This is a genomic window from Chryseobacterium sp. JAH, from assembly GCF_001507335.1.
GTDB lineage: Bacteria > Bacteroidota > Bacteroidia > Flavobacteriales > Weeksellaceae > Chryseobacterium.
On the sequence record NZ_LMAH01000009.1, the window covers coordinates 82,859 to 99,448 of the forward strand.

General features: G+C 35.2%; 16 protein-coding genes. 11 read left to right on the plus strand and 5 right to left on the minus strand.

Annotation, left to right across the window (positions count from 1 at the left end):
- Positions 1–77 precede the first annotated feature (77 nt).
- The 7 genes from AR685_RS16150 to AR685_RS16175 all read left to right on the plus strand — a co-directional run bounded on the left by AR685_RS16150 (position 78) and on the right by AR685_RS16175 (position 4,553).
- Positions 78–1,463, plus strand: coding sequence for an NADH-quinone oxidoreductase subunit N (locus tag AR685_RS16150; protein WP_059125196.1), 1,386 nt, complete (start codon positions 78–80; stop codon positions 1,461–1,463).
- Between the two features lie 153 nt (positions 1,464–1,616).
- Positions 1,617–1,877: a LysM peptidoglycan-binding domain-containing protein gene (locus AR685_RS16155; protein WP_059125197.1), complete on the plus strand. Its 261-nt coding sequence runs from the start codon at positions 1,617–1,619 to the stop codon at positions 1,875–1,877.
- Positions 1,874–2,668 (plus strand): hypothetical protein, encoded by a 795-nt coding sequence (locus AR685_RS16160; RefSeq protein WP_059125198.1) that lies wholly within the window; start codon positions 1,874–1,876, stop codon positions 2,666–2,668. The genes AR685_RS16155 and AR685_RS16160 overlap by 4 nt, the downstream gene beginning before the upstream one ends.
- Positions 2,640–3,248 carry a DUF4280 domain-containing protein gene (locus AR685_RS16165; RefSeq protein WP_228376452.1) on the plus strand — a complete coding sequence of 203 codons (609 nt, stop codon included), beginning with the start codon at positions 2,640–2,642 and terminating at the stop codon, positions 3,246–3,248. Before AR685_RS16160 ends, AR685_RS16165 begins: the two co-directional genes overlap by 29 nt.
- Entirely contained in the window at positions 3,230–3,439 is a 210-nt protein-coding gene (locus AR685_RS18285) for a DUF4280 domain-containing protein (protein ID WP_228376453.1), read from the plus strand. The genes AR685_RS16165 and AR685_RS18285 overlap by 19 nt, the downstream gene beginning before the upstream one ends.
- 13 nt (positions 3,440–3,452) lie before the next feature.
- Positions 3,453–4,007 (plus strand): hypothetical protein, encoded by a 555-nt coding sequence (locus AR685_RS16170; RefSeq protein WP_059125199.1) that lies wholly within the window; start codon positions 3,453–3,455, stop codon positions 4,005–4,007.
- 27 nt (positions 4,008–4,034) lie between these two features.
- On the plus strand, positions 4,035–4,553 hold the full coding sequence (locus tag AR685_RS16175) for a hypothetical protein (RefSeq protein WP_228376454.1): 519 nt from the start codon (positions 4,035–4,037) through the stop codon (positions 4,551–4,553).
- 313 nt (positions 4,554–4,866) lie between these two features.
- Here AR685_RS16175 and AR685_RS16180 read toward each other — a convergent pair whose 3' ends face one another.
- The 3 genes from AR685_RS16180 to AR685_RS16190 all read right to left on the minus strand — a co-directional run bounded on the left by AR685_RS16180 (position 4,867) and on the right by AR685_RS16190 (position 6,935).
- On the minus strand, positions 4,867–5,541 hold the full coding sequence (locus tag AR685_RS16180) for a succinate dehydrogenase cytochrome b subunit (protein WP_059125234.1): 675 nt from the start codon (positions 5,539–5,541) through the stop codon (positions 4,867–4,869).
- A 4-nt stretch (positions 5,542–5,545) separates the two neighbouring features.
- The gene (locus tag AR685_RS16185) at positions 5,546–6,298 is read right to left on the minus strand and encodes an SDR family oxidoreductase (RefSeq protein WP_059125201.1); all 753 of its coding nucleotides are present in this window, start codon (positions 6,296–6,298) and stop codon (positions 5,546–5,548) included.
- A gap of 61 nt (positions 6,299–6,359) precedes the next feature.
- Positions 6,360–6,935, minus strand: coding sequence for a Crp/Fnr family transcriptional regulator (locus AR685_RS16190; protein ID WP_165592828.1), 576 nt, complete (start codon positions 6,933–6,935; stop codon positions 6,360–6,362).
- Positions 6,936–7,086: 151 nt separating this feature from the next.
- On the opposite strand from AR685_RS16190, the gene AR685_RS16195 reads away from it, so the two are divergent.
- Both AR685_RS16195 and AR685_RS16200 read left to right on the plus strand, forming a co-directional pair.
- Positions 7,087–7,572: a hypothetical protein gene (locus AR685_RS16195; protein ID WP_059125202.1), complete on the plus strand. Its 486-nt coding sequence runs from the start codon at positions 7,087–7,089 to the stop codon at positions 7,570–7,572.
- A 245-nt stretch (positions 7,573–7,817) separates the two neighbouring features.
- Positions 7,818–10,121 (plus strand): GAF domain-containing protein, encoded by a 2,304-nt coding sequence (locus tag AR685_RS16200; protein ID WP_059125203.1) that lies wholly within the window; start codon positions 7,818–7,820, stop codon positions 10,119–10,121.
- A gap of 12 nt (positions 10,122–10,133) precedes the next feature.
- Here the strand turns inward: AR685_RS16200 and AR685_RS16205 are convergent, their stop codons facing one another.
- Complete coding sequence (locus tag AR685_RS16205; RefSeq protein ID WP_047447263.1) at positions 10,134–11,306, minus strand: Pycsar system effector family protein; 1,173 nt, start codon at positions 11,304–11,306, stop codon at positions 10,134–10,136.
- Between the two features lie 25 nt (positions 11,307–11,331).
- Here AR685_RS16205 and AR685_RS16210 point away from each other — a divergent pair, with 25 nt between their 5' ends.
- Positions 11,332–15,045 (plus strand): metallophosphoesterase, encoded by a 3,714-nt coding sequence (locus AR685_RS16210; RefSeq protein ID WP_059125204.1) that lies wholly within the window; start codon positions 11,332–11,334, stop codon positions 15,043–15,045.
- 34 nt (positions 15,046–15,079) lie between these two features.
- A complete protein-coding gene (locus AR685_RS16215; RefSeq protein ID WP_059125205.1) occupies positions 15,080–15,691 on the plus strand; it encodes a hypothetical protein in 612 nt (203 codons plus the stop codon).
- 23 nt (positions 15,692–15,714) lie between these two features.
- On the opposite strand, the gene AR685_RS16220 is transcribed toward AR685_RS16215, so the two are convergent.
- Complete coding sequence (locus AR685_RS16220; protein WP_047447265.1) at positions 15,715–16,587, minus strand: hypothetical protein; 873 nt, start codon at positions 16,585–16,587, stop codon at positions 15,715–15,717.
- Positions 16,588–16,590: the final 3 nt, after the last annotated feature.

The following is a 16,590-nucleotide window of genomic DNA, read 5'->3' on the forward strand; positions in this document are numbered from 1 at the left end:
AAAAAAGTTCAACTTCAAACACTGAACTGAAAACTTTAAACTAAAAACTTTACACCTTCTCATCTCAAATATAAATTATGAGTGTTTTAATTATTGTTTTCCTAACTGCAGTTGCTGCGTTATTTTCGGGAGTTTTTGAGCAAGGAAAATTCGCAAGATACATTGGGATTTTTGGATTAATCATTGCCTTGTATGTGAGTTTCTTACCTGAAGCTTCATTCTTCGCGCAGTACAGACACATGTATGACTACACCGCAAATACTGCGTTGTTTACAAAAATATCTCTGGTAACTACTTTACTGCTGTTCTTTTTGGGGGGGTTTGCTTTCAGCAATCACAGAAGCCACCAGTCAGAATTATATGCCTTGATGCTTTTCGCTTTAAGTGGCGGAATCATCCTTTTCGGTTTCCAGAACTTAGTGACTTTATTCTTAGGAATTGAGATTCTTTCTATACCGTTGTACGTGATGGCGGGAGCGAATAAAACAGATTTAAGATCAAACGAAGCTTCAATTAAATACTTCCTGATGGGTGCATTTGCGACAGGTTTCCTGTTGTTTGGTATCGCATTTATCTATGGAAGTACAGGAACTTTCGATTTATACAGAATTCAGGAATTCACGATTACGAATCCGAAAAATATCATGTTGATTTTAGGAGTAATCCTAATGCTTTGTGCAATGTCATTTAAAGTGGCTTTGGCACCGTTTCACATGTGGAGTCCGGATGTGTATGCAGGTTCACCTTCATTAATTACGGCTTTCATGGCGAGTGTGGTGAAAATCTCAGGTTTCTTCGCTTTATTCAGATTAATGACCATCGGATTCTCTGGCGTAACCGCTGAATGGATTAATATTCTTGGAGTTTTCTTAATCATCACTTTGGTTCTTGCGAACGTAATGGGACTTGCGCAGACCAATGCGAAAAGAATGTTGGCATACTCTTCAGTATCTCACGCAGGATATATCGGTTTAGTGTTCTTTGGAATGAATGCACTTTCTACGTATACATTAGCATTTTACTTATTCGCATATTCACTGTCTACAGTAGGAGTTTTTATGTGTTTAATCTGGGTAGAAAAAATCAAAAGAGAAACTTCTTTCGGAGCTTTCAAAGGATTGGCAAAGACAGAACCTTTATTGGCTGTAGTTGCAACAATTTCTTTGTTATCAATGGCAGGAATTCCGTTGACTGCAGGGTTTATGGGTAAATTCTCATTATTTGCTCAGGCTTTAACGAAGGATGACAATACTTTCTTAGTAATCGTAGCAGTTTTAGGTTCGGCAATTTCTATTGCTTATTATTTAAGACTGATTATTGCCATGTTCTTCTTTAAAGAAACCACTTTCAAAACTTCAGAAAAAGTAACGGTTACTTACAACATTGTCGCGGTAGTGATTATTGCTTCATTGGTTGTATTGGGCGTTTTCCCGGATTTGTTTGCAAAGCAGTTCGGACTGTAAAAATTCAATTCAAAAATATACTTAACCTTTCAATTTATTTTGGAAGGTTTTTTTGTGTTAAAATTTAAATTTTAACATCACTTGTCGTAGAACTACTACAAATTTCCTGCAAAATCTTTTTTAACTTTAATGTGATGAAAAAAACAAACACCAATGATTCCGCAAAATTTTATCAGGCACAAAGTTCGTCCGGACGACACCCTGACTTCGCTCGCCCGAAGAATCAACATCTCTGAGAATGATCTGAAAGAATTCCACAATCAAAACTGTGGCAAGATGAATAAGCTTTGGGTAACGAATCTCAGAGGAATTGAAGTTGTTCTTATTCCGACACGTTTTATTACCGAAGAAGAATATCTAGTTCAACAACATAAGATGCTCCCACCGAATCTTACTTTGCCAATTTTCATTTGAATGAATATTCAATTGAAGAATGTTTTGAACAACCAGGAAAAGAAAACTTAAAGTTCAACTATACCATCAACCTCAATATTCAAGAAAAGAACGAGAATTTTGTAGTAAATATTGACCTGAAAAACTTTACAAAAAATGGTAACATTCCAGATGATAAAATATCTTCTCTGTCTTTGGAATGTATGAAAAGCCTGTACCCTATTTCATTTCAACTTTCTGATAACGGAATTATTGATTCTTGTTTTGAGCATCAAAAGGTAATCGAAAAATTTAAGTCAAAAAGAAACGACATTGAAGATTTCTATATTGGGGAAATTTCAAAAAAATATCTTGATACGTTTGAGGAAAATATTTCCAACGGAGCGTATTTTTTACAGCAAATTCAATCAAATTGGATGTATCAAATTATTTTTCCAAATTTGAAATGGCTCCATCATAAATCTTTTTGGAATGAGAAGTTCATCATTTATAAAAATTCTTTTCCGATAGAATTTGAATTTAAAACTGAAAGCCTATATGAAGATATTTATCATGTAGAAACTATTCTTACAGGAAAAATTATAGAAAATTGCAGCCTAAGAGAACTGTTAAAAGGAATACGAATTGAAGATGAAGATCCTGAAAGTTTTATAGAGGCAGAGATTGAGATTCATTATTTCACAGATAGGATTTCAAAGCAATTGATAGAAGTCAAATCATCAGTTTCTATTTGGTTTGAAAACGAATTATTTCAAAAACACACCTTACACTTAACACAAAATAATGATGAAAACTTACCTCACACAACCTAATGACTCTTTTTCTGAGATTGCGAAAAAATTTCAGATAAAAGATGAATTTTATCTAAAAACTTTTCACAATCTGAATTGTTCAAACGAAGAAGTTATTCATGGAGAGATTCCCACAGGAACTCAAATTTTGATTCCCGAAGATCTTGAATATCTTATTGATAATTCTACACCTGAAGAAGACAACACCAATGAAGATGAAGTCGATTCTGTGAATGGATATGATGATGAAACAGAAGAACAAACTGAAGAGGAAAATCCGTCACAAGAAAAAAAGCAAGAAGCAGAAGAAGAAAAACAGGAAGAACAAAAAGAAAGCGGCTTAAGCAGCCATGACAGCAAATATTTCGTCATCCAAAAAGGTATGGCAATGTGTGACAAAGGCGCAAAATTCCCCAACTTCAAAGTCACCAGCCACCAAAAACATTATTGGAACGACGAAGAAGGAAAAGCTGATTATTTAGCCGTCACAGAAGATGATCTCACTTTCAATCCTCCTGCAATGCCTTTCGGAACATGCTCTGTTAAGAATGGAAATCCCTGTGCTTACGCACCTTCCGGAAAATGGGCAAAAGCTGCGTAACGGAACTTTCTGAATTGATGTGTGCTACAGGTGGAAAAATCACCATTATGAAGCACGGACAACAAAGTGAAGCTGGGAAAAGTAATGTGGAAAAAGCCGATGCACAGGAACAGCAGGTGTATAATAGTATTGTGGATTTTGATGTATTCAAGGAGGATATAGAAGGTGATTACAGTACAGATTACGAATAATTAAAGAAAAAAAATGATTACCGGAACACAAAACCCAATGGTGGGAAAAGAAGAATTTTACGGGTTCAGCGATCCTTTAGATATATTTAATGTTACTAATGCTACATTTGTTTGGAATATTTGGAAAAAAAATAAATCGGGATCCTGGATCAACATTACCAAAAAACCTGAAAAAATGGGACAAAAAGTTTCATTTAAATTTGGCGAAAAAGTAATTGGTATAGAATTTAAATTGCAGGTTTATAAGGCGACAAAAAAACTGTTATCCAACGGATTTGAAGCGAAAATTGCAGCCGAAATATTGGTAATTCCAAGGTCTGTAAAAACACCGAAGATAGATAAAGTTGTTTTGTTCAACCAAGGTGCAAAAGATCCAAATAAGGCGAGTTACAAAGATTCATTGATTGCTAGAGCCCATTGTGTTGCAATGTTTAATCAGGAAGTAGAATTTAGATTGTGGGAAGATGATGCAGCGGGCGGTGGTCATCATGAAACAATCAATAAAAATAATCAACTTCCCCAGGTTTTTAAAGCAAAAGTAAATGAAAAAGGTATCGCCGAAGTATAAATTTCTTTACTTTCCAACGAAAAGGTTTTGAAAGTTATTGCTAACAAATATATGATGAGTGGCGATAAAAGCGAAGGTGCCAACCATGAATTTTATGTCACCGCGAGTTACAATGGGAAAATTCAAAATGCAAGTCAGGTAAATGTGGATGTAACAAACTCAACTAAACAACCAAAAAGAGATAGTGCTATATTCCCAGGAACTTCTACTCAGCCTGAAAAATTGGATAAGGACAAGAAAGTTACCCATGCTTATTTTATAAATTCTAAAGGAAACCCTACCAATCATATAAAAGTGGGTGATTCTGTGCGAATTAGAATTAAAACAAACAATATGATTGGTGAGTATATTCAATATATCGTTTGGGAAAAAGATCGGGTAAAGATTGATGATATTTTCCGCAGTCAAAAAATGAAAATTATTGGTGATTCCATTGATACTTCACCAATAATAATTACACGGGAAAAATTTAATGAAGGTATACACAAATTAGAATTCCTAAAACAGATGAAAAGATTAATATCACATCAAAGAAAAAAGAAGTGATGAATTTTAAGCTAAAAAAAGGAATTGACTAAATTATTATAAACGGAAATTTTGATAACAAATGGAGCGTTACATTTTCAGAATTTTTCCCAACAATCGAATGCTTGTAAAATTATAAGTACAATGGAAGGGAACTTCAAGAGACAGAAATATATAATTACAGCGCAAGATTTTTATATGCCGGATAGGATATTTGGAGATGAGACCCAGATGCCGCAAGAATCCTTTCCTGGGCTTTTTATTTCAACCGTATTTTCTTAAAAATCGCAGTCTTTTTAAAAACTGAATATAACAGTCAGCGATAGTGAACTACCTACTCCCCAATCCAACCACAATAAATAGCCACCGGCATCATCGCCATAACAAACGGCACGATGTATGAAAATGCAGCTCCTGAAAATATGATGGCCGAATTGTATTTTGAGTGATTCATCCCCAAAGATTGAAAAGCGCTTTTGAAGCCATGAAGCAGATGCCAAAACATAAGAAAACATCCAAACAAATACAAAAATACCTGTAGAGGATTCCGGAACTTTTCAAGCATCATTTCGTACAGAGGTAGTTCTTCTCCGTAAATAAACTGATTGATCCGGTTCGGAATCCAAAAATTGGATGTATGAATGATTAAAAATAAAAGAAGCAAAGTCCCGAGCAATGCCATACTTCTACTGTACCAGGTACTGTTTTGAGATGCTTTTCTTACTGCATAATTAATTGGACGTGCTTTTCGGTTCTGCCGCCAAATCATTAACCCCTGAATAATATGGACTAAAAAACCAATAATCAAAACGATTTCTATCGTCCTAATAACAGGATTGGTGCCCATAAAATGAGCACCAATATTAAAAGTCTTTCCTCCGTCGTTGAAAAAGATTAAAGCATTGACAGCACAGTGTACAATCAGAAAACTGATCAGAAATAAACCTGTTGTCGCCATCACCACTTTTCTCCCGATGGAACTTGTAAAAAAACCTATGAAACCAGCCATAATTTTATCTTTGGTTTTGCGGATTTGCAATCCAATCCTCATATTTTACGGCGCTCTCAAAAACTGCCTTCTCAGGAACTAATGTGTCTGCGTCTAAAACTGCTCCGAAATATGGTGCATCTTTTTCTATGGTAATGTTCGACGGACGTTTCATTACAGACAGGTAATCTTCAACCCAATTATTCATCGGCATTTTTTCAGGACCGGCGATTTCTGCAATTCCAAAACTGGGATTTTCAGATACTGTCTTAGCTAAAAATTTCGCCACTTCTGAACTAGCAATAGGCTGCACCAAGGCATCAGTCACAAACATTCCGCCATCTTTTACACTGGAAGCGGCAACGCCACCTGCAAATTCAAAAAACTGTGTTGCATGCACTATAGAATAAGGAATAGATGACTTCCCTATCAATTCTTCCTGAGCTTGTTTTGCTCTAAAGTAACCACTCGCTCCTAATTTCTGTGTTCCTACGACAGACAGAGCGATATGATGTTTTACCTGGGCCTTTTGCTCAGCTGCCAAAAGATTAGAGGTAGAAGTTCTGAAGAAATTCATCACATCATCATCCGCAAAAGAAGGTGAATTGGACACATCCACTACCACATCTGCATTTTCTAAGGCCACTTCCAAACCTTCACCGGTGATGGTGTTGATCCCTGTATTAGGTGATGCTACGATCACTTCATGCTGATCTTTTAAAAGATTGGTCAATTGAGATCCGATAAGGCCGGTACCTCCGATAATTACTATTTTCATTGTTCTAATTTTTTATTAAAACAAAGGTCAGCAAGTTCGATCTTAAAAAACTTAAACTGGTTTAAGAACGAAAATTTTCATTAAAAACTTTAAGTTCATCTGTGGCAATCCCAATATAAGATGCGAAGACATCATCCGGAAATCGCTTCACCAAATCAGGATACGTTTTACAAAAATAGGCATGAAAATCTTTTTTGGTGGTCATCGGGTATGTTTTCTGTTTCTGTAACGAGGCACCGTAGGCGCGCATGTGAACTTTATTAAAGTAAATTCCCATAAACGGATAATCGAGCAGTAACTTTTCAAAATTTTCTTTTGTAATCATTAAAACTTCTGTTTCCTCAAGCGTTGCAATACCAAAATTAGAAGGGTTTGTTCCTAAAAATGCATTGTATTCTGTCACCCACCAATCTTCAATGGCAAAATGGATGGTGTTTTGATATCCGTCATGATCCTTAAAATAAATATGTAAACATCCTTTGATGACGAAATAAAATCGGTTTACCAAATCTCCTTCATCAATCACCACGCTATTCTTTGAAAAAGTTTGCTCTTCAAAATAACGAAGCACTTTATCGATCTCGTTTTCAAAACTGGGAACTAATTTTAAAATATGATCGTACAGTTGACTCTTCATGCTTAAATTGTTTTTAAAAAGATACATCATTTTTATCTTCATAAGAAATTTAATCTTCAAAAAAAATACAGTAAATATGATAACAGCGAACTAATACAGTCGGCTATTACCTTTTTTTAAACTATTTTTACGTCACAATTTATTAAGAGACATGAAAAAAATCGTACTTGCAGGAATACTGACTTTGGGAGGATTTCTAACTGCAAACGCTCAGTGTAAAACTGTAGCCGCAATCAGTGAAAATTTTGACAGCTGGAAAGAAATTAATAAATGCTGGACTGCGCATCAAGGAAAAGCCATGTTGTATGCAAGCGATAAAAAAGTCGTTTTTTATTCGATGACCAATCCTGGAGAAAACATGTATTTAGTGACTCCAAAAATTAAGGCCGGAAAATATACATTAACCCTCGATATTTCAGACAATGGAGGTGAAACTACACTGGAACTCTTGTCCCTAAACCATGCAGCCGACACAAAGTCATATATACCGATAGCGAAAGCTTCAAAAATTGCAGGTGTTAAAAAAGTATTTGACATTACCTTGAAGAAAGATTCTAATCTAGCTTTGAAAGTATTACTCAATAGTGTGCATCAAGCGGTTTATGTAGATAATTTTTCTCTGAAACCGAAAAAATAAAATCATTAAAGATTTCTATAAACAGTTCCTCAAAGCCTCACAACTTTGGGGATTTTTTTTCCGATCGTATGAATCTTGAACGTAAACTTTTTTTTAGTGACAGCCTACACTAAATTCTGAAAAATTACATTCTAAAACAAATTCCAAAGATAAAACGAATAATATTTCACTACAATTATCAGGATTCCTACGCCTTTTAAAAAACCTTTTTTCATACCTTTACCCTCTTAATTTTTTTTCACATTTTGGCAAATCTTCACAAGAAAGAAAGTCCGTTTCAGGTTTTTATATCGTTCAAAAAATATTTGGATGTATTAGAGCATATCCGGTATAATGACCGACTGGAATATCGCGCCAATTATGCAGAATCCTTAATTGAAAAAACAAAAAATTTCAAAGAATTACGCGACGGATTTCAGGATCTTGCGGTCTTTGAAAAACACAAAGACCTCATCCGCCTTTTGTTGGCAGACCTCTTCCCGACCGGTTTAACGAAAAATGAAATTAAAGCAGCAGGAATCCCGCTAACGAATCTTACATTCAATTACACTGAAAGATTTCAGAACATTTTGAATGATGCCGGAAAAGATTTTGAGATCGAATTCAGAGACATTAGCGATGACGAATATTACATATTTTGCTGTTGCCTCATTTTGCAGACTTATCTGAAAAGAGATATCAGAGTTAACATGCCTTTTTATTATGACATTCCCGATAAAAATGGAATTATCAAACATTATAAAATCACGGTCAACTCAGATTTTAGTTATGTATATCCCGCAGAAGGAACGAAAATTCCTCCCGATGACATTATTGACATGCTGCTAGAAAACATGGATGATATTCAGCTTTGGAAAAAGCATTTTCCTTCAGAATCATGGATTTTAAACGGATTCAGCATCATTTCACTGGTAGACTGTACTTCAGAAGTTGCCTTGTCTGATCTGAAATCAACCCTTATTAAAATTGATCTCGAAAATCCTTCACCGGACGAGAATCTGAAAGAAATTTTTAAATCTTATTTTGATGTCGCTGAGCTTAATTTTGGTTTAATGCTCTTTAACAACAAAAATCAAAGGCTGGAAAAACTTCCCATTTACGACAGTGTTTTCACCAATTATCTTTTAGATTTTTGGCTCAATACATTTGATGAAGAAATCCGCAAAAGTGCTTTTGAAAACATTACCTACAACTCCAAGCCTATCGTTATTTCTGATGTTGACAAAATAGATGAAGAAATCAAAAAACTTCCTTCATTTCATATTTTAAAAGATCATCAGATCAACAGCTTTATGGTCATTCCGATTATGAAAGACGGCGAATTGCTGGCTATTATGGAGTTTACTTCACCAATTGCCAACAGTTTAAATGGTCTGAAGCTAAAAAAGCTCGAGTTTGTAGCAGACATGATTATCTTCTCTCTCACCCGATTTTCTTACGAAAGAAACAATCAGATTGAAGCCATCATTCAGCGGGAATATACAACGATTCACGACAGCGTCATCTGGAAATTCAGAAATGAAGCCGAAAGATATCTGAATGCCTATTTATCTAAAAAAATATATACTTTAAAAGAGATTTCATTTAAAAATCTCACTCCGCTATTCAGTTTCTCAGACATTCGTTCGTCATCTGACAAACGTTTTAATCTGATGCTGGAAGATCTCAACCAGCAGATTGACGGACTGCATGAAGTGATGACTTTACTGAGCTCTTCCAATGCTGAGAAATATCTTCTGGCTCTGGATATTTTTGAAAATGAATTAAATAACGAGATCAAAGCCGATACCGAACAGCGTTTCCAAAGATTGTTGCGGGATGATATACATCCGTATCTGCAAGGTCAGCTTGAAGTTCAAAATGACGGAATTATTAAAGATAAAATCAAAAATTATTTCAGTCAGGTTTTTGTACAGAATGACCTTTTTTATGCCAACCGAAAAAATTTAGATGATTCGATTACGCTGCTGAACCGCAAGTTGGCAGATATTCTGGATCAAAAACAGGTTATTGCTCAGGAAATTTTCCCGCATTATTTTGAAAGATTTAAATCTGACGGTGTAGAGCACAATCTTTACATCGGATCGAATGTTGCACCGGAGTTACTTTACTCTTCCAAAGTTGTTCACGAACTGAGATTTTGGCAGCTGGAAACTATCTGTACGATGGAGCACGAATTTCATTTGTTTAAAAAAGACCTCCCGATTTCGCTCGACATTGCTTCACTGATTTTTGTTTATAATGAAAAAATAGACATCCGTTTCCGAATGGATGAAAAACGTTTTGACGTAGACGGCGCTTTTAATTCTAATTTTGAAATCATTAAAAAGAGACTTGAAAAAGCTAACGTTAAAGATTCAACAGAAAGAATTACCTGCCCGGGAAAAATCACCATCGTTTATTTCGGGATGGAAAATCAACGCGAATATTTGCAATACATCAACAGACTTCAAAAATTAAATATTCTCAAAGCTGATGTTGAATTTTTAAAGGTTGAAGATCTTCAGGGGATTACAGGTTTGCTGGCGATAAGGGTTTCTTTTGTTTAAATCATCAAAGGACTATAGTTTCAGAAATGCATATGCAAAAGAAAGCACCGAAATAATAATTCCAGCCATGAAAATCGTGTAGGTCGTAGACAAAAGCTTGTATTTTCTGTCTAAAACTTTCCCTAAAAAGTATAAATCTTTCACCATAGAATCGTAGATGTAATCTCTGTCTTTTATCAAATCGTGCATTGAATCCAAATAATGTTCAAACTTCATCTGATGAAAATTTCCGAAGAATAAAAGATTCACCTTTCGGTCTTCAATATCTTTATTGGTAAAGGTAGTTTTCGTCACATTCGGTTTGGTAGAAAGAATAGCAAAAATGATCGTAAGAACGCTTGAAATCAGAAGAAAAAACGTAGGAATAATCAAATGTGCATTCTTGGGAGTGTCTAATTTCGGAACCAAAACCGAAAGACAAACGGAAATAATAATCGCATTTACGGAAAGTAAAATATTGGCTTTGCTGTCTGCAATATCACTCAATCTGGTGTGATTGTTCAGAGTTACTCTAAAAAGCGTGTCTACACTTCTGTCAGACTTTGGGTCTTTATCTTTTTTAGAATCTGAATTTTCTTTTTTAGGCTTTTCTTCTTTATCAATCTTCTTTTCCAATTTCTTTACGTTTTTCAGTTTGAGTGGCTCCCAGTTTTCTTTGGCGTAATCTGTAAAATATTTGTGTTTGTTTTTCAGAAAATCTACATTCATCACATTCCATTCATCATTAGAAAAGCACATTCCGCCAGTCAATTCCCATTCTTTACGCAGAGCTTCCGCAGAATCATTATAAAACGGACTCGCAAAATGACTGAAATCTGCATCTTTCATAATCTGCTCGAGAAAATTCTGAGGCTGATGATATTTTTCTGTTGAAAGAATCAGCTTTGAAACCTCATCAATATATTCTCTTGAAGCGTTCTCGTGAAGAAGAAATTCAGTAACGATTTCGACACCTTTTTTCTCATGACCTTCCGCATTACAATCGGTAAAACCAACGTCATGAAACCAAAGTGCCAGCAAGATTTTCTCTCTGTCTGCCTCAGAAACTTCAGAGTGGTTGATGATCTCTTCAGCTTTGTTGACAGCGTATGTGGTATGTATAAAATTATGGTAAAAATATACAGAAGATAACTTATCTTTGAATAAGTTTTCAACATAATCTTTGGCTTTGTTTAAAACGCTCATTCCGAATTTTTCTTAATGTAAATGTATGAATTTATCCTTTAAATTTAATCGAAAAATATTCTCGGCGACTGCGAGAACAATCCTTCTTTCCGGATTTCTATTTTCGTGTGCAACCTATAACGTACAAAAAGGAAAAAACGTGCATGAAATACAAAATTCTGATATAAAAACTGAAAATGATTTTAAAATTTTTCTCGTTGGTGATGCCGGAAACGCAGATGAGCCACAAGCGCAGCATACTTTAAATTTCATTAAAAATAAACTAGATTCCGCCGATAAAAACTCAATGCTTCTGTTTCTAGGAGACAATATTTATCCGCTGGGAATGCCAAAAGAAACTGACAAAGGCTATCATTTAGCCAAACAGAAACTTGAAAACCAATTAGCGATCACTAAAAATTTTAAAGGAAAAACTTTAGTCATTCCTGGAAATCACGATTGGTATCACGGCGTGGAAGGCTTGAAAGCACAGGAAGAATTTGTAAAATCATATTTAAACGACAAAAAAGCATTTTTACCTAAAAATTCCTGTCCGATTGACGATATCAATTTAACCAAAGACATTAAACTGATCGTTATAGATTCTGAATGGGCCTTAATCAACTGGGACAAATATCTGGGCATCAACAAAGGTTGCGACATCAAAACAACAGCGGATTTTTATGCTGAATTCAAAGATTTAATTACAAAAAATCAGGATAAGAGAATTATTGTTGCAGTACATCATCCTGTCATCAGTTCGGGCGTTCATGCAGGTTTTAATTCTGCAAAATCGCACCTCTCCGCTTTTCAGGGTAAACTTCCTGTTCCCGGAGTTGCGAGTTTAATTAATATTTTGCGAAGCTCTTCCGGGGCGAGTATGGAAGATATTACGAATGCTCATTATGCCGAATTTGCCAACAGAATCAAAAGTATTATTCAGGATAAAGAAAATGTGATTCTGGTTTCCGGTCATGATCACAATCTTCAATATCACGAAAACAAAAACATAAAACAGATCATCAGCGGTGCAGGTTCAAAAACTGATCCGGCAACGATTGTGGAAAAGACAGACTTTTTTTCCGGCGGAAGCGGATTTGCAGTTTTAAATCTTAGAAAAGATTTAAGTTCGGATGTTGAATATTTTTCAACTAAAAACCATAAGCTTGAAAAGCTGACTCAAATTGCAGTTCTTAAAAAACCCGAAGAATATATCAATACTTATCCAGATACTTTACCAGCAACCGTAACATCTACGATTTACTCCGAAAGACAGACTAAAGCAGGGAAATTCTACACCTGGCTTTGGGGAAATCACTACAGAAAATATTACGCACTTCCGATTGAAGCTAAAACAAAAAATCTTTCAGACATGAATCCCGGATATTCTCCTGTCAGAGAAGGTGGCGGAAACCAATCGAACAGTCTCCGTCTTAAAACCAATGAAGGACAGGAATTTGTAATGCGCGGAATCAAAAAAAGTGCAGTCCGTTTTCTGAACGCACAGGCTTTTAAGAAAAATAGTTTTGGAAGCGAACTAAACAATACTTTTCCTGAAAGGTTTTTACTCGATTTTTATACAACCAATCATCCGTTTACAGGTTTTGCGGTCAACAATATGATCGACAAATTGGGGATTTACCACAGCAATCCTGAATTATATTACATTCCAAAACAAAAATCTTTAGGACGATACAATCAAAACTACGGTAACGAGCTGTACATGATCGAAGAACGTTTTTCATCAGATCCTAAAACTTTACAGTCATTGGGTAATGCTTCAGACATCGTTTCAACTTCAGATGTTCTGAAAAATATACGAAAAGACGGTAAATATTCAGTTGATCAGGATCTCTACATCAGAGCAAGAATTTTTGATATGCTGATTGGCGATTGGGACAGGCACGAAGATCAATGGAAATGGGCAGAATATAAGGCAGGCGATCAAGTGGTTTATAAACCTATTCCCCGTGACAGAGATCAGGCATTCAGCAATTACGATGGAGCTGCTTTTAAAGTCCTCATGAATATTCCGGCAATTCGTCACATGAAAACGTTTAAAGATGATATCAAAAGCGTACGATGGATTAATATGGAGCCTTATCCTATGGATTTAATTTTCCTGAAGAATGCGAATCAGGGCGACTGGACGGCTCAGGCAAAATACATTCAGGAACATTTATCAGATACTGATATCGACAGTGCTTTTGATAATTTGCCAAAAGAAGTTCAGGATGAAACCATTAAAGACATTCAGAAAAAACTGAAGCTGAGAAAAGGCAAACTGGAAGATTATGCTAAGACATATTTTGATGTTTTGCAGGAAAAAATTCCTTTAACAGGAACAGTGAACAAAGACAAATTTGTGATTACTAAAAATGGAAATTCTGTTGAAGTTAAACAATATCAGCTTGATAAAAACAAAGGCGAAGAACTGGTTTTTGAGAAAAAATATGATGATACCAAAACCAAAGAACTTTGGATCTACGGCTTGGAAGAAGATGATATTTATGAAGTTTCAGGAGAAGGAAAATCGAAAATCAATATCCGATTAATCGGTGGTTACAATCATGACACGTACAATGTAGAGAACGGAAGGAAGGTGAAAATCTATGATTTTAAATCTTCAAAAAACACCTATAATGCAAAATCAGCGACCAAACATATCTCCAACGATTATGACGTGAATACGTACAACTGGAAACATCCGAAATACAATTTCTTTGCTGGGTATCCAATGGCCAATTTCAATCCTGATGACGGCGTGATTCTTGGAATCGTTGCAAATTATACCGTTAACAATTTCATCCGTGATCCTTTTACCCAAAAACATAGTTTAAGCGCTAATTTTTATACTGCAACCGGCGGATTTAATGTCGGTTACAAAGGAATTTTCAAAAAAGCAATCACTGGTTGGGATGCCGGAATTGATGCCACCTACACCACACCGTTTTTTGCCAGAACATTTTTCGGTTTGGGTAATGAAAGTTTAAATAATGCTGACGAAGACAACCGAGACTACAACAGAGTGCGAATTTCGCAGTTTAAATTTGCTCCTTCTATTTCAAAAACGAGCTGGCTGAATCTTAAACATCAGTTTCAGCTGAATTTTGAACATGCTAAAGTACAGTTCAATGATGACCGATTCATAGCTGTTTCTCCGGATGTGAATCCTGAAGTTTTTAACGGGCAACAATTTGCGGGAGCCAACTATACGTTTAGTTTTAAAAATTTAGACAATACAGCCTTCCCTACTTTAGGTTTGGAAATGATTTTAAATGCCGGCTGGAAAGCCAATCTGTCAGAATTCAATCAAAACTTCGCTAATTTCAACGGAACATTAAATCTATTCCACAGAATTGATAAGCGTGGCAAATTTGTATTTGCCAACTCGAGCAATGCCATGATCATCAACAATAATAACTTTGAATTTTATCAGGCTGCAGCCATCGGTGGAAACAACGGAATGCGTGCCTACCGAAACGAAAGATTTGCCGGAAAATCATATTTCGCCAACAATTCTGAGATTCGTTGGAATTTCGGAAGAGTAAAAAACAATATCGTTCCTACGAACTTGGGAATTTTGATCGGCTATGATTTAGGAAGAGTATGGAAAGACGGTGAACAATCCGATAAATGGCATCAAGGTGTTGGCGCAGGATTCTGGATGAGTATTCTGGAAACGTTCTCTGCGAGAGTGGATTATTTTACGGGTGAAGATGGTGGAAGAATTTCCGGTGGTGTGGGATTGAGTTTTTAAAAAGTTATTTATCCATTATTTTCTTTTGTCAAGGATGAAAAAAATCTACTTTCTACTTATATCTTTAACCATTATTGTTAGTGGATTTATATTCTATGATTTACAATTAAATCATCAATCAACAATTGTTTCAGAAGCTAATGATAAGAAGAAAACACAAATCCCTGAATTATTAATTTTTCAATTTCAACCTTCGTTGAAAGAAAATACAGAAGTGATTATCAACTTTGAAAAAAAGCATTTAATTTTCAGAACCATTTATCCATTTCTTCCAGAACCGCCACCACCTCCGAGAAAAGATGGTACCAATGAGCCATTTATTGAAACAAATAAACATCTTCGATCATATTCTTTAAAACTTCAAGATGAAGATTTAAATGATTTAAAAATGATTATCCGTAAAATCTCAAAGAAAGATCTGGAAAGAATTGAAGGCAAATATATTGATGGAACTTCCTATAATTTCAGCATTCTGTTCTCAAATAAAAATTTAGAAAACGGATTTATTGCTCAGGAAAAAACGAAAAATCAGAAAGAACTTGTGCTCGAAATTTTGAATATTCTTGAAAAACCAATCCCTTCGAAGAAAACAAATCTATCATTTCTTACTATTATAAAAACAATTAAGAAACCTTCAAGGTTTTGAAAAACTTGAAGGTTTAAAAATATTTATTTTAAAGAAAACTGATACACATTCCCACCCGTTTTCTTATCTTTTTCATCGACAATCAACACCGTTTTATCATCAACAAAAACAACTGCTTCTTTCTGTGAATCGTGATTCAATGGTATTTTCTGAATTTTAGCTGAATTAAAATCATTTGAAGTAAATCCGGAAAGTACATTGATATTTCTATGATTCAATAGAACAATCTGATTTTTAGAATTGATAGTTGCTGAAGTAATGGCAGCATCGCTGTAACCTCCTTCCAGTTTAAGTTTACCAACCAATTTCGCTTCAAAATCACCTTCTTTATTAGGAATCTGGAAAACCAGAAAAGTCCCGTCAAAACCTTTGCTTCTGTTTTTGGTGAACAGGTAAAAACTACCGTCTTTCTCTACAAAAGCTTCACAATCGTACAGTAAATTTGATTTTTTAGGTGGGAATTCAGTTTGGCCTTCATAATGAAACTTCGTCGTTTGAATAACCTTTGTCGACTTCTGAGAATCAGTTTTTAAATCTAATTTTAAAATGGAAAGATTTTGTCTGTCGTTTTCATTATTTCCGAAATCTCCGATGTATATATTTCCGGCTGCATCTTTTGTAATATCTTCCCAATCGTTGTTTTCAGCGTTTTCCACCAGAACATCAGCGATTTGCTCGCCCTGTCTGTTCAGTCCGTATACCACATTTTTATTTCCTGCGTCTTCGATGGCCCATATGGTCTTCTGATCCTGAGAAAGAGCAATTCCAGAAACTTCTTTCAGTTTTTTAGGAAGTGAAAACTCTGTTTTCAAATCGTCTTGTGATTGTGTTACTGAATCCTGAGCTTTTGGATTACAGCTTAATAAGATGAAAGCGAATACAACAAGAATGCGCATAAT